This is a genomic window from Burkholderia sp. WSM2230, from assembly GCF_000472445.1.
Classification (GTDB): domain Bacteria; phylum Pseudomonadota; class Gammaproteobacteria; order Burkholderiales; family Burkholderiaceae; genus Paraburkholderia.
This window is the reverse complement of sequence record NZ_AXAJ01000008.1, coordinates 280,176-294,372: the sequence shown is the minus strand read 5'-3', so window position 1 is coordinate 294,372 and position 14,197 is coordinate 280,176. Positions and strand designations below refer to the sequence as shown.

Below are 14,197 nucleotides of genomic sequence, written 5' to 3'. Positions count from 1 at the left end.
CTGATGTCGCTGCCGAAGCTGGTGTTCCCCGGCGGCGCGCTGGTCGGCGACGACGCGGGTTTCCTGAACGCATCGCGCATCAAGGGCTCGCATGCGGCGATCAAGACCGGCATGCTCGCCGCCGAAGCCGCTTTCGAAGCCGTGCAGGCGGGCCGCACGAGCGATGAACTCACGGCCTATCCGGAGAGCTTCAAGACTTCCTGGCTGCATACCGAGCTATACAAGGCCCGCAATTTCAAGCAGTGGATGAGCAAGGGCCTGTACCTGGGCACGCTGATGGTCGGCATCGAACAGAAGCTGCTGGGCGGCAACGTGCCGTGGACGCTGCATCACCAGCATTGGGACCACGAGATGCTGAAGCCTGCCTCGCAGTGCAAGCCGATCGTGTATCCGAAGCCGGATGGCAAGCTCACATTCGACCGGTTGTCTTCGGTGTTCATCTCGAACACGAATCACGAAGAGAACCAGCCCGCGCATCTGACGCTGAAAGATCCCACGGTGCCGGTGAACGTGAACTGGCAGACGTATGCCGGTCCGGAGTCGCGTTACTGCCCGGCCGCAGTTTATGAATTCGTCAAGAACGACGACGGCAGCGAGCGGCTTGTGATCAACGCGCAGAACTGCGTGCACTGCAAGACCTGCGACATCAAGGACCCGACGCAGAACATCGTGTGGGTCACGCCTGAAGGCGGCGGCGGGCCGAATTATCCGAACATGTGATGTCTACCTTCGCGGCGCGCGCTGAGCGTGCCCGCGTCGCGAACGTCGTGAGCTGAACCTCAGCCGCGCGCCATCCGTTCGATGCGCGCGCGCACCTCTTCCACCACCGGCGCCCAGGCGCCCACCGCGGGTTGCCTGAAGAGTTCGATCGAATCGTACCAGGGCGTAACGGCCGACTCACTGCCCCAGAACCATGCCGATACATGGTCGATCATCAGACACGTCGGCACGCCGAGTGCGCCGGCGAGATGAGCCGGGCCGCTGTCTATCGTGACCGTCAGGTCGAGATTCGCGAGCAATGCGGCGACATCGTCGAAACCAGACTGGAAGTGGTGAGTGAGGTCGACCACGTCGAGCCCCTTGGCACGCCACTGCGCGACGGTCTCTCCCCGGCCTGGCGACAGCGCAAAATACGTCACCCCCGGCACGTCCAGTAAGGGCTCGAGTTGTTGAGCCGGCACCGAGCGCCGCGTATCGCGAATATGGTCGGGATTGCCGTTCCACACCAGGCCTACGCTGCGATTGCCGGGCTTCCCGCCGACGCAGGCTTGCACGCGCCGCTGCCAGATTTGCACATGCGACGGGTCGGCGCTCAGATAAGGCGCGCCCCAGCCACCCGGATCCACAATGCCCAGGCGCAGCGGCAGGCTCATCAGCCCGCAATGGAAGTCAGGCCGCGTTTCCAGGCTGGTTTCCAGCCGCACGTCCGCGGGCAGCGTCCGTTCGAACAGGGCTCGCAACGGTCCATCGTGACCGAAGATTACCGTGCCGCCCTCGCGCCGCGCGCGCTCTGCGAGCAGCGGCAGAAAGCGCACCGCCCACAGGCAATCGCCGTTGCCTTGCTCGCCGTACACGACAAGCGTCTTGTCCGCCAGCGACTCGCCCTGCCACGGCGCGCTGATCGCGGCGAGCGCCTGCTGCGCGTTGTTCAGCTCGCCGCCGGCGAATGCAAGACGCGACTCGTAGCGCGCCCAGCCCTCGGTGAAACGGCCGCTGCGAATCTCGAGCTCTGACAGGTCGAACAAGGCATGAGCATTATCCGGGGACAACGCGAGCACCTCGCGCAGCAACGCCTCGGCTTGTGCAAAACGCGCCTGCTCCTTGATGCACAAGGCCAGCTTGTGAAGCGCCACCGGATTGCCCGGCACCACACGCACCGCGTCGCGCAACAACTGCTCGGCGGTAGCGAAGTCGTCGCGATGCTGGACCGCAGCTGCACGCCAGACCAACGCGTTTGCGTCCGCGGAATTTTGTGCGAGCAGCAACGCAGTGGCGGATTCGACCAGCGCCCAATCGCGCACGACGAACGCCGTCTGCGCGATCGTATGAAGCAGCGCCGAGTCACAGGACGGATCCGCCTGATAAGCCCGCACCAGCGCCATAAGCGCTTCGCGTTGCAACGCCTTGTTGCGCCCTGCCCGTTGCAACAGCGCCTGACCCACCGCGAGACAGTCTTGCGCGGTGGCGTGCGGTGCCGACGCGCGTGCGCGCAACGCCGGCAGAACATCGTCTGCCGGCTCGAGAAAAAGTTGACTCATGCGAAAAACACCGCGCGCGCAGTGCGATTCAAGACGCCAGGGGGCGCCTGGTTACGGCGCGCTGGCCGCGATCTTCGGCGTGCTGACCGAGACGTCGCCGCATTGCGCGCGGTGGCGCAGCGCGTGGTCGATCAACACCAGCGCGAGCATGGCTTCCGCGATGGGCGTGGCGCGAATGCCGACGCACGGGTCATGCCGCCCGAACGTCTCGACAACCGCGGGCTGCCCCGCCTTGTCGATGGAGCGGCGCGGCGTGCGGATACTCGAAGTCGGCTTGATCGCAATGGACACCGTAATGTCCTGACCGGTCGAAATACCGCCGAGCACCCCGCCCGCGTGATTGCCGACGAAACCCTCCGGCGTCAGCTCGTCGCCATGCACGGAACCGCGCTGTGCGACGCTCGCGAAACCAGCGCCGATCTCCACGCCCTTCACCGCGTTGATGCCCATCATGGCGTGAGCGATGTCCGCGTCGAGCCGGTCGAACAGCGGCTCCCCGAGCCCGACGGGCACGCCCGAAGCCACCACGTTGATGCGCGCGCCGATCGAGTCGCCGTCCTTGCGCAGCGCGTCCATATACGCCTCGAGCTGCGGCACGATGTCCGCGTTCGGCACGAAGAACGGGTTCTCGCGCACCTGCGCCCAGTCGACAAACGGCACGTCGATCTCGCCGAGCGCAGCCATGTAGCCCCGAACCTCAGTGCCGAATTTCTCGCGCAGCCATTTCTTGGCGACAGCCCCAGCCGCGACCGTTGGCGCAGTCAGGCGCGCGGATGATCGCCCGCCGCCGCGATAGTCGCGAATGCCGTACTTCTGCCAGTAGGTGTAGTCGGCGTGGCCCGGACGGAAGGTGTCCGCGATATTGCCGTAGTCCTTGCTGCGCTGGTCCGTGTTGCGGATCAAAAGCGCGATCGGCGCGCCGGTGGTCTTGCCTTCGAACACGCCCGACAGGATCTCGACCTTGTCTTCTTCCTGACGCTGTGTGACATGGCGTGACGTGCCGGGCTTGCGGCGGTCGAGTTCGAACTGGATGTCCGCTTCGTTGAGCGCCATGCCCGGCGGGCATCCGTCGATCACGCAGCCGATAGCCGGGCCGTGCGATTCGCCGAAGGTCGTGACAGTGAAAAGCGTACCGAGGGTGTTGCCGGACATGGGCGTCGTCCAAAGGATGCGGGGAAAACGCTATTATGCCAGCCCCTCGCGGCGCAAGGCGCCGCCGGGCGCCGTCTTATGACTTCAGGACAGGTTCAGTATTGGTCCAGGACTGGGCTGCCCTATTTCCGCGCCCCACGCAATTCCGTGACGATTTTCTGCAGCAGCTCCGGCGTGGCAAGCGCCGGTTCGATCGGCTCGCCAACCGCGAGGGTCAGGCGGCTCATCACGCCCTTTTGCACCGGGCGCGGCCAGCGCGCGTCGTCGGCACGCGAAAATACGCTGCCCCACAGCCCACGCAGCGCCATGGGAATGACCGGCGCGGGCGTGCGGCGAATGATCTCGGTGACGCCGTGACGAAACGGGTTCATGTCGCCGGTTCGAGTGAGCTTGCCCTCGGGGAAGATGCATACCAGTTCGCCTTCGGCGAGCGCCTGCGCGCAGCGCTCATAGGCGCGCGTGAGCAACTGCGCGTCCTGATGCGCGGGCGCGATCGGAATGGCCTTCGCATGACGGAACACCCAGCCAGCAAACGGTGTTCTGAATATCTGATGGTCCATCACGAAGCGGATCGGCCGCGGACTTTCGGCCATGATCACGACCGCATCCACGAAGCTCACGTGATTACACACGAGAACGGCCGCGCCTTCCTCCGGAATCCGCTCGGCATGCACGAGGCGAATGCGGTAGAAGGTGTGCACCAGCAGCCATGCGATAAAGCGCAGCAGAAACTCGGGCACCAGCGAATAGATGTAGGTTGCCACCACGATGTTGAGCAGCGCAGTGACAAGAAAAATCGCCGGAATTCTGAAACCCGCCGCCGTCAGGCCGATCGCCATTAGCGACGAAACGATCATGAACAGCGAATTGAGAATGTTGTTCGCGGCGATGATGCGCGCCCGATGGCTCGGCTGGCTGCGGCTCTGGATAAGCGCATAGAGTGGCACGCTGTAGAAGCCGCCGAACATCGCCAGCAGAAACAGATCGGCGAGCACGCGCCAGTGCGCGGGGCGCGCGACAAACTCGCCGATGCTCAACAAATGCCCCACGGACGGCAACGCGTGGCTCGCGAAAAAGAGGTCGATGCCGAACACGCTCATGCCGATCGAACCCAGCGGCACGAGGCCGATCTCGATACGCCGTTTCGAGAGCTTTTCGCACAGCAGCGAGCCAAGGCCGATGCCAACCGAGAACGTGCCCAGCAGCACGGTCACCACATCAGGGTTGGCGGACAGCACGTCTTTCGCAAAGCTGAAAAACGACGACAGAAACGTCGCACCGACGAACCACAGCCACGATATGCCGAGCAGGCTCAAAAACACCGTGCGATTTTCGCGCGCGAGCTTGAGGTTGCGCCACGTCTCGCTGACCGGATTCCAGTTGATGCGCAGCTCCGGCTGCGGCGCCGCCGTGACCGGCACGAAGCCCGACACCACGCGCCCGACGAGCGCAATCGCCACGCAGGCGCAAGCGAGCACCAGCGCGCCATGCTCGACAAACCCCGCGCTCGCGCCGCCGACAATGGTGCCGACCAGAATCGCGACGAAGGTGCCCATCTCCACCATGCCATTGCCGCCCACGAGTTCCTGGTTCGACAGATGTTGCGGCAGGTACGAGTACTTGACCGGCCCGAACACGGTCGAATGCACGCCCATCAGGAACGTGCACAGATACAGCAGCGGCGCGCTGTGCAGCAGGAATCCCGCGCCGCCGATCAGCATGACGACGATCTCGAAGCTCTTCACGAGACGCGTGAGCATCGCCTTGTCGTATTTGTCGGCGATCTGTCCGGAAGTGGCCGACAACAGCACGAAAGGCAGGATGAAGATTGCCGAGATCAGGAACGCCGCAGTTTTTGGATCGACGCCCGAAAAACGCGCCGCCTGAAACGTGACGAGCGACGTAAAGCCGATCTTGAACACGTTGTCGTTCATCGCGCCGAGGAACTGGGTCCAGAAAAACGGTGCGAAACGGCGCTCGCCAAGCAGCTTGAACTGCGATTCGTGGCCGCCCTGCCGACGCGCGGCGCGACGGGCCGCGGATAGTGCGCGTGTAGGGGGCGTGGGAGGCAACGGAGCGTGACTCATGACGTTCGGCAAACGGATTGAAAAGTAGGCGCCTGCAAAACACCCGCGCAAGCCGCGCGACGAGCCATGACAACGCGCACAAAAAAAGCGCGCGCTTTCGCGCACGCCTTCACTCGATGTTTGGTCCCGCCGCCGCGCATCAACGCGCCGGCTGCTGCCCCTGCTCTTCCGGCCAGTCGCGAATGTACGCCTTCAGCATGCGATTTTCGAAACCCTGCTCTTCGACCACCGCCTTGGCGACGTCGTAGAACGAAATCACGCCCATCAGCGTGCGGCTTTCCAGCACCGGCAGATAGCGCACGTGATGCTCGAGCATCATGCGGCGCACTTCGTTGACATCTGTTTCGGGCGTGCAGGTGAGCGGGTGATCGTCCATGACCTTACGAATGGTGGACGTACCCACGCTTCCGTCATTGTCTTTGAGCGTCAGAATAATCTCGCGGAATGTCAGCATGCCGACCAGGTCGCCGTACTCCATGACGACCAGCGAGCCGATGTCGTGCTCCGCCATGGTGTTGACTGCGTCGTGCAGCGGGGTATCCGGCGTGACCGTGAAAAGGGTGTTGCCCTTGACTTTAAGAATGTCGCTGACTCGCATAATCTGTCTCCCGAAATACCCGCTAGGCATGTGATGCATCAATGACTTTCGATCCTAGCGGAAAGACCCATAAAAGGAAAGCGGCCCGCCCGTGAAGGCGCGGCGGCCTTGCGGCGCTCCACAAAGGCTAGGCGGCACGCGCTCGCATCGGGAAAACCGCGCTTGATGCAGGCCACGCCGGTGATACGATGGCCGCCACCTTCACCTTTCGCGAGGCTGTCCGTGGCCTCGCCGACCAGCATGTCCGCCAACCGTTTCGATACGCTTGCGCTGCACGCCGGCGCCGCTCCCGATCCCGCCACCGGCGCGCGCGCCACGCCCATTTACCAGACCACTTCGTTCTCGTTTCGCGACGCCGACCACGCCGCTGCGCTCTTCAATATGGAGCGCGCCGGCCACGTCTACTCGCGCATCTCGAATCCGACCGTGGCCGTGTTCGAAGAGCGTGTCGCGGCGCTCGAAAACGGCGCGGGCGCGATCGGCACGGCAAGCGGCCAGGCCGCCTTGCATCTGGCGATCGTCACGCTGATGGGCGCCGGCTCGCATATTGTCGCGTCGAGCGCGCTGTACGGCGGCTCACATAATCTGCTGCATTACACGTTGCGCCGCTTCGGCATCGAAACGACCTTCGTCAAACCCGGCGATATCGACGGATGGCGTGCGGCGCTGCGCCCGAACACCCGCCTGCTGTTCGGCGAAACGCTCGGCAATCCGGGCCTCGACGTGCTCGACATCGCCACTGTCGCGCAGATCGCTCACGAGCACCGCGTGCCGCTTCTTGTCGACTCCACCTTCACCACGCCCTATCTGCTCAAGCCATTCGAGCACGGCGCGGACTTCATCTATCACTCGGCCACGAAATTCCTGGGCGGCCACGGCACGACCATCGGCGGCGTGCTGGTGGACGGCGGCACGTTCGATTTCGACGCCTCCGGGCGCTTTCCCGAATTCACCGAGCCCTATGACGGCTTTCACGGCATGGTCTTCAGCGAGGAAAGCACGGTTGCGCCATTCCTGCTCCGCGCCCGCCGCGAAGGCTTGCGCGACTTCGGCGCGTGCCTGCATCCGCAAGCTGCGTGGCAGCTTCTGCAAGGCATCGAAACCCTGCCTCTGCGGATGGAGCGGCACGTCGCCAACACGCGCCGCGTGGTCGAGTTTCTCGCTGGCCATGCGGCGGTCGAAGCCGTCGCGTATCCCGAGCTTCCGACGCATCCCGATCACGCGCTCGCCCAACGCCTGCTGCCGCGCGGCGCGGGTGCCGTGTTCAGCTTCAATCTGCGTGGCGACCGCGACGCCGGCCGCCACTTCATAGAAGCGCTGTCGCTGTTCTCGCATCTGGCCAACGTCGGCGACGCGCGCTCGCTCGTGATTCATCCTGCTTCCACCACGCACTTCCGGATGGACGCCGCCGCGCTCGCCGCGGCAGGCATCGCGGAAGGCACGATCCGGCTCTCCATCGGTCTGGAAGACCCGGACGATCTCATCGACGACCTGAAGCGCGGTCTGAAAGCTTCACAGAAAGCCTCGCAAAATGCCTCACAGAAAGCAGCGCAGCAACCCTCGCCGACCGGCGGCACCCCCGCTTCGCAACCGCGCCCGGAGTCCGCATGATCCTGACCGTTCAAGGCAAGACCGCCTATGCCTACACCGGCGGCAAACCGTTCGACCGCAATCTGCCGACGGCAGTGTTTATCCACGGTGCGGAGCACGACCATAGCGTGTGGGCGCTGCAAACGCGCTACTTAGCGCACCACGGCTTCGGCGTGCTGGCCGTCGATCTGCCGGGACACTGCCGCAGCGCCGGCCCCGCGCTGCACACGATCGAAGCGCTCGCAGACTGGCTCGCCGCCCTGCTCGACGCCGCTAGCGTCGAGCGCGCATTCGTGGCGGGCCATAGCATGGGCTCGCTGGTCGCGCTCGACTTCGCCGGCCGCTATCCTGGGCGGACCACGCATCTCGCCCTGCTCGCCACCGCCTTGCCCATGGCGGTCTCCGACAGCTTGCTGGCAGCCGCGCTGAACAGCGAGCCCGAGGCCATCGGCATGGTCAACCAATGGTCGCACTCGACGCTCGCGGCGAAACCTTCGTGCCCCGGCCCGGGCTTCTGGCTCCACGGCATGAACCAGCGGCTCATGGAACGCGTGTCGGCAAAGGGTGAGACCCAGCTCTTTCACACCGATTTCACTGCCTGCAACAGCTATGCGGACGGCCTCGCGCGGGCCGCCCAGGTCCGCTGCGCGACGCGCCTCGTGCTCGGCCGCCGCGATGCGATGACGCCGCCGCGCGCGGCCAAAGCGCTCGCCGATGCACTGGCCCAGGCCGGCAATCCGGTCGACACGATCACGCTGGAAGCCGGCCACGCGCTGATGACCGAGCAGCCCGACGCGACGCTCGACGCGCTGTTCAACTTCGCCTCGCAACCGGCACGCGCCGCGGGCTAGCGCCGCTTCGCCCGCTTGTCGCCTGTTCCACGTCGCAGCGTTAGTGGACTCACGATAGCGGCAGCGAAGCGGCGGCGCCATCGTCCGATTGGCCAGGTTGCGCCAGGCACACGATAGCCGCACAATGGATCGGACCTGTCCCTGTTCCGGGCACCGCCAATACTCCAACGGGGCGACGGGCCGACTGGCCGCGAAAACCAGTACGTAGCGTGCGCTCACGCAATCACCTCGCGTAGCAATCCGGGAGGCCATCATGGCTCATACCGCACATACCGATCACTTCGCGAACTTCGCGGAGTTTTACCCGTACTACCTGAGCGAGCATCGCAACCTGGTCTCGCGACGGCTGCATTTCGTGGGGTCGCTAGGGGTTATAGGCTGCCTCGCCATGGCGCTCGCTACCGGCGACTGGCTGTGGCTGCCCGCTGCCGTCGTCTGCGGATACGGCTTTGCATGGGTCGGGCATTTTTTCTTCGAGAAAAACCGGCCGGCAACCTTCCGCCATCCGCTCTACAGCCTGATGGGCGACTGGGTGATGTTCAAGGACATCTGCGTGGGCAAGATTTCGTTGTAGCGAGCGGGCGTCCAGCAAGCCGCCGCCTCGCTCAATGCCCGCGCGCGAGGCCGCCTGATGCGGCATGGAGGGAAGTGCCGCGCTCGTTTTCTTCGGCCGCCGCCGCGCGCGCGGCGGCGCGGGCCGCGAGCAGCGTCGCAAGCGTCACCTTCAGCCTGTCGTTCTCGAGCGCGGCGAGCAGCGTGGCGCCGTCCACGCGGGTGGACGCGAGTTGAAGCTGATATTCCAGTTCGGCGCGATCCATGACGAAGAGATCGTACAGTTGCTGCACGGTGATCTGCGCCGGATGCGCGAGCAGCAGGAAGTGCGGGCGCGAGGCGTCTTCCTGCAACTGCGCGATCCATTCGACCTGTTCGAGCTTTTGCAGCAGAAAGACCGTGGTGTCCATATCGCGGCGAAGCATGCGCGAAAGTTCGGTCACCGTATAACCGCGCTTGCCGGCATCGCGCGCCTCGGAAAGCCGCGCCAGCAGTTCGAGCGAATCGAACAGGTTACTTCCCTCGAAAGTCGGGCGATGAAACTGGCCGATGCGAATGGCCGGCAACGCGGACGCGATCATCGCGCCCGCGAGCGTGATGAACCAGCACAGGTACATCCACAGCAAAAACAGCGGCACCGCCGAAAATGCACCGTACACCGCGGTGTACGTAGGCATGCGCCGCACGTAATAGCCGAAGCCGCGCTTGGCGAGTTCGAACGCGATTGCCGCCGTGACGCCGCCAATCACCGCATCGCGCCATTCCACGCGGCAGTTCGGCAAATACACGTAAAGAATCGTAAAAGCGAGCGCCGTGAGCGGTAATGCCGTGCCCGCGAGTGCCCATTCGATCACAGGCGTCATGCGCTGGGCGGCGCTGAAGGTCATGGACTGCGTGAACAGATAGGACGAGATGGATAGACTCACGCCGATCAGGATCGGACCGAGCGTGATGATCGCCCAGTACACGAGGATGCGCTGCGCGATAGGCCGCGCCTTGCGCACGCGCCAGATCACGTTGAACGCGGATTCGATAGTCATCATGGTCATGACGCCGGTGAGAAACAGCAGCACCATGCCGATGGTCGTCAAACCCTTCGCCTTCGCCGCGAACTGATTCAGATACTTGAAGATCTGACTGTTCAGTTGCGCGGGCATCAGGTGATCGGCGAGGAAAAACTGCAGCGACTCCTGGAACGAACTGAACAGCGGAAACGCGGTGAAAAGTGCGAACGCAACGGTGGCGAGCGGCACCAGCGCGAGCATCGTGGTGAACGTGAGGCTGCCGGCTACCTGCGCAATACGGTCTTCGCTGCTGCGCTTCGCGGCGAATTGCGCGAGCCGCTTGAGCGTGTCGAGATCGAAACGCACCCTGGACAACAAACCTGCCTCCTTGCTTCGTCGAACCGTGTTTCGGGACCGCATGGCACTGCCCCGAACGCACTTTGCGCGAGGCCTGGCCGAATGGCTATGAACGGCTGGGAACGGCCTGTAGAGCGGACCCAAGCCCTATAATACCCGTTCACCGATGAGGCTTATGAAAGACATTCTCGTGCTCTATTACAGCCGTCACGGCGCCACGCGCGAACTCGCGCTGGCGATCGCGCACGGCGTCGACAGCGTCCCCGGCATGCAGGCGCGCGTGCGCACCGTGCCGCCAGTCTCGACCGTCTGCGAGGCGACGCAGCCCGACATTCCCGCCGAAGGACCACCTTACGTCGAATTGCGCGACCTCGAGGAATGCGCCGGTCTCGCGCTCGGTTCGCCCACCCGCTTCGGCAACATGGCCGCTTCGCTCAAGTACTTTCTCGACGGCACCACGCCGCAGTGGCTCTCGGGCGCGCTCGCCGGCAAGCCGGCCTGCGTGTTCACGTCCACCGGCAGTCTGCACGGCGGTCAGGAATCCACGCTGTTGTCCATGATGTTGCCGCTGCTTCACCACGGCATGCTGATCGTCGGCATTCCGTACACGGAAACAGTGCTGAGCACCACGCAAACCGGCGGCACGCCCTACGGCGCGTCGCACTTCGCGCGCGCGGGCAGCGCGGCACAAGGCATTTCCGCCGACGAGAAAACGCTCGCCGTTGCGCTCGGCGCACGCGTCGCGCGCACGGCGGCATCCATGAGCGAAAGGCCGTGAGTACCCAGCCACCGTCGCCAAACCGCCTTGCAGCGCTCGGCGCGACGGTGTCTCTCGCCGCGCTGATTGTTTTGTCGATTGCGTGGGAGGTGTGGCTCGCGCCGCTGCGTCCTGGCGGCTCGGCGCTCGTGCTCAAGGCTGTGCCGCTGCTGCTCGCGCTGCCGGGCGTGTGGCGGCAGCGTCTCTATACGCTGCAATGGGCGTCGATGCTGATCCTGCTGTACTTCGCCGAGGGCGTCGTGCGCGGCTGGAGCGACCGTGGCCCGAGCGCCGGCTTGGCTTGGCTGGAGGCCGCGCTCGCCGGTGTCTTTTTCATCTCGACGCTCGCCTATGTGGCGCCGTTCAAACGCGCGGCAAAGCGCGCCGGAAAAAACGGGCCGAAGCGGCGCAGCGAACGTCCGGAAAGCGCGGACGTCTGAAAGTAACGCGCCGGACTCGCTGCCCGACTTCCAGCCCGACTTGCTGCCCGAACCTGCTGCCCGAACCTGCTGCCCGAACCTGCTGCCCGAACCTGCTGCCCGAACCTGCTGCCCGAACTTCCAGCCCGAACTTGCTGCCCCACTTCCAGCCCGACTTCCAGCCCACTTCCCCGCCCGAATCCGCTGACCGACTCACATGACCCAAACCGCTTTCCTCGCTGCCTGCCGCGACGCCATCGGCGCCGCCCATGTGCTGACCGATGCACACGACACGGCGCCCTACCTCACCGACTGGCGCGGCCGCTACACCGGTGCGGCCTGCGGGGTACTGTGCCCCGCGACGTCTGCCGAAGTCGCGGCGCTCGTCCGGCTCGCCGCCCAGCACCGCGTCCCGCTCGTGCCGCAAGGCGGCAACACCGGTCTTGCCGGCGGCGCCACGCCGGACGCGAGCGGCGCGCAGGCAGTCGTCAGCTTGCGGCGGCTCAACCGCGTGCGCGATATCGACCCGCACAACAACACGATTACCGTCGAAGCCGGCGTGATCCTCGCCGAAGTGCAAAAGCGCGCGGAAGAAGCCGGCCGCCTGTTCCCGCTGAGCCTCGCTGCCGAAGGCAGTTGCACGATCGGCGGCAATCTCGCGACCAACGCGGGCGGCACCGGCGTTCTGCGCTACGGCAACACGCGTGAGTTGTGCCTCGGCCTGGAAGTGGTCACGCCACAGGGCGAACTCTGGGACGGTCTGCGCGGGCTGCGCAAGGACAACACCGGCTATGATCTGCGCGACCTGTTCATCGGCGCGGAAGGCACGCTCGGCATCATTACCGCCGCCGTGCTGAAGCTGCACCCGCAGCCCGCCGCGCGCGTCACGGCGCTCGCCGCGCTCGCCTCGCCGCATGCCGCGCTCGACTTTCTGTCGCTGGCCCAAAGCATCGCAGGGCCGTTGCTCACCGGCTTTGAACTGATGTCGGATTTCTGCCTGCGGCTGGTAGGCCGGCATTTCGAGCAGATGCGCTATCCATTCGCCGAATCGCACGCGCAAATCGTGCTTCTCGAATTGTCCGACAGCGAGAGCGAGGAGCACGCGCGCGCACTCTTCGAGCGTCTGATGGAACAGGCGCTCGAAGACGGGGTGGTGCAGGACGCGGTGGTCGCGGAAAGCCTTGCGCAATCGCGGGCGTTCTGGAATCTGCGCGAACATATTCCGCTCGCGCAGGCCGAGGAAGGCCTGAACATCAAGCACGACATTGCGGTGCCGATTTCGCGCATCGCCCACTTCATCGAGGAAACAGACGCCGCGGTTGCGCAGGCGGCGCCCGGCGCGCGCATGGTGACGTTCGGGCATCTCGGCGACGGCAATCTGCACTACAACGTGCAGGCGCCCGAGGGTGTGGACGCGAAGGCGTTTCTCGCGCAATACCAGAGCCCGATCAACCAGATCGTGTATGACAGCGTGCATCGGCATCGCGGCAGCATCAGTGCGGAACACGGACTCGGGCAGTTGAAGATCGACGAAGCCATGCATTACAAGCAGGACGTCGAAGTTCAGATGATGCGCGCCGTGAAACGCGCGCTCGACCCGCTGAACCTGATGAACCCTGGCAAAGTGCTACGCTGAAAGCGTCAAGCGCCGGGTCGAAACCCAGCCCTCCAAGGAGCCCTTTCGTGAAAATTCGCGTGCTGTCCGATCTGCATCTCGAGAATGACGAGCCGGAACTGATCCCGCATGCGCAAGCGGATCTGATCGTGCTGGCCGGGGACATCCACAATCACGCGGCGGGTCCGCGCTGGGCCGCGCAAGCCTTTGACGGCGCGGCGCCGGTGGTCTACGTGCCGGGCAATCACGAGTACTACGACGGCGAATTCGGCGCGCTCGAAAGTGCCTTGTACGACGCGGCGGCGCAGGTCGACAACGTGCACGTGCTGAACAACGCCGCGCTCATCGATCCGCAGGGCCGCTGGCGCGTGCTCGGCACGACGTTGTGGACAGACTTTGCGCTGTTCGGCGCGGACAGCGCCGCGCTGGAAGAGTCGATCGAGGCGTCGCGGCGCGTCATGCTCGACTTTCGCGGCCTGATTCAGATGAACTGGCCGCACGATCTCGAAGACTGCGCACATGACCAGACGCGCGACTTCGCGCCGAGCGACGCCCTCGCTCTGCATCGCGAGGCGCGTGCGTGGCTCGCGCACGAGCTCGCCAAGCCGTTTGCCGGCCAGACGATCGTGGTCACGCATCACGCGCCGCATCGGTTGAGTCTGGCGGAACGTTTCGCACAGGACCGCGCGTCCGCCGGCTTCGTCAACCATCTGCCGGAACTTGTGCGGGCGCCCGTCGCGCTATGGATTCATGGGCACACGCACACGCCGTTCGACTACACGGTGAACGGCACGCGCGTGGTGTGCAATCCGCGGGGCTATTACGACCGGCGCAGCGGACAGTGGGAAAACCCGCTGTTCGCGTGGGACAAGGTTGTCGAGATCTAGCGCAGCGGCCACTGCTGCGGCTGCGGGACCCGGCAATTCAGCCACGGATGCGCGGCCAGCTCGAAGCCCG

Annotated in this window: 13 protein-coding genes and 1 pseudogene; 8 read left to right on the top strand and 6 right to left on the bottom strand. The window is 64.9% G+C overall.

Translation table 11 applies throughout. The features are described 5' to 3' along the window. On the top strand, positions 1 to 720 hold a 720-nt coding region (locus A3AC_RS0118095), incomplete at its 5' end, for an electron transfer flavoprotein-ubiquinone oxidoreductase (protein WP_025600594.1). 59 nt (positions 721 to 779) lie between these two features. On the opposite strand, the gene A3AC_RS0118090 is transcribed toward A3AC_RS0118095, so the two are convergent. The 5 genes from A3AC_RS0118090 to A3AC_RS0118070 form a co-directional block, all read right to left on the bottom strand. Beyond that, positions 780 to 2,258, bottom strand: coding sequence for a tetratricopeptide repeat protein (locus A3AC_RS0118090; protein ID WP_025600593.1), 1,479 nt, complete (start codon positions 2,256 to 2,258; stop codon positions 780 to 782). 51 nt (positions 2,259 to 2,309) lie between these two features. Further along, entirely contained in the window at positions 2,310 to 3,410 is a 1,101-nt protein-coding gene (gene aroC / locus A3AC_RS0118085) for a chorismate synthase (protein WP_025600591.1), read from the bottom strand. A 122-nt stretch (positions 3,411 to 3,532) separates the two neighbouring features. Next, positions 3,533 to 5,497, bottom strand: a complete 1,965-nt coding sequence (locus A3AC_RS0118080; RefSeq protein WP_025600590.1) for an MFS transporter — start codon at positions 5,495 to 5,497, stop codon at positions 3,533 to 3,535. Positions 5,498 to 5,636: 139 nt separating this feature from the next. Then, entirely contained in the window at positions 5,637 to 6,095 is a 459-nt protein-coding gene (locus tag A3AC_RS0118075) for a CBS domain-containing protein (protein ID WP_025600589.1), read from the bottom strand. 38 nt (positions 6,096 to 6,133) lie between these two features. Beyond that, entirely contained in the window at positions 6,134 to 6,337 is a 204-nt protein-coding gene (locus A3AC_RS0118070; protein ID WP_025600588.1) for a hypothetical protein, read from the bottom strand. Between A3AC_RS0118070 and A3AC_RS0118065 the strand changes: the two genes are divergently transcribed. The 3 genes from A3AC_RS0118065 to A3AC_RS0118055 all read left to right on the top strand — a co-directional run bounded on the left by A3AC_RS0118065 (position 6,336) and on the right by A3AC_RS0118055 (position 9,110). Further along, positions 6,336 to 7,706, top strand: a complete 1,371-nt coding sequence (locus A3AC_RS0118065) for an O-acetylhomoserine aminocarboxypropyltransferase (RefSeq protein ID WP_025600587.1) — start codon at positions 6,336 to 6,338, stop codon at positions 7,704 to 7,706. The two genes, A3AC_RS0118070 and A3AC_RS0118065, sit on opposite strands and share 2 nt — an antisense overlap. Further along, the gene (locus A3AC_RS0118060) at positions 7,703 to 8,536 is read left to right on the top strand and encodes an alpha/beta fold hydrolase (RefSeq protein WP_025600585.1); all 834 of its coding nucleotides are present in this window, start codon (positions 7,703 to 7,705) and stop codon (positions 8,534 to 8,536) included. The genes A3AC_RS0118065 and A3AC_RS0118060 overlap by 4 nt, the downstream gene beginning before the upstream one ends. 253 nt (positions 8,537 to 8,789) lie before the next feature. Then, complete coding sequence (locus A3AC_RS0118055) at positions 8,790 to 9,110, top strand: Mpo1-like protein (protein WP_025600584.1); 321 nt, start codon at positions 8,790 to 8,792, stop codon at positions 9,108 to 9,110. A gap of 48 nt (positions 9,111 to 9,158) precedes the next feature. Here A3AC_RS0118055 and A3AC_RS29300 read toward each other — a convergent pair. Continuing rightward, positions 9,159 to 10,470 (bottom strand): annotated as a pseudogene (locus A3AC_RS29300) (YihY family inner membrane protein); the annotation flags it as partial. A gap of 154 nt (positions 10,471 to 10,624) precedes the next feature. On the opposite strand from A3AC_RS29300, the gene wrbA reads away from it, so the two are divergent. The 4 genes from wrbA (at position 10,625) to A3AC_RS0118030 (ending at position 14,127) form a co-directional block, all read left to right on the top strand. Continuing rightward, a complete protein-coding gene (wrbA, locus tag A3AC_RS0118045) occupies positions 10,625 to 11,227 on the top strand; it encodes an NAD(P)H:quinone oxidoreductase (RefSeq protein WP_025600583.1) in 603 nt (200 codons plus the stop codon). Next, complete coding sequence (locus A3AC_RS0118040) at positions 11,224 to 11,646, top strand: DUF2069 domain-containing protein (protein ID WP_025600582.1); 423 nt, start codon at positions 11,224 to 11,226, stop codon at positions 11,644 to 11,646. Before wrbA ends, A3AC_RS0118040 begins: the two co-directional genes overlap by 4 nt. Positions 11,647 to 11,842: 196 nt before the next feature. Then, entirely contained in the window at positions 11,843 to 13,261 is a 1,419-nt protein-coding gene (locus A3AC_RS0118035) for an FAD-binding oxidoreductase (protein WP_025600580.1), read from the top strand. Positions 13,262 to 13,308: 47 nt separating this feature from the next. Further along, positions 13,309 to 14,127: a metallophosphoesterase gene (locus A3AC_RS0118030; protein ID WP_025600578.1), complete on the top strand. Its 819-nt coding sequence runs from the start codon at positions 13,309 to 13,311 to the stop codon at positions 14,125 to 14,127. The last annotated feature ends 70 nt before the right edge of the window (positions 14,128 to 14,197 follow it).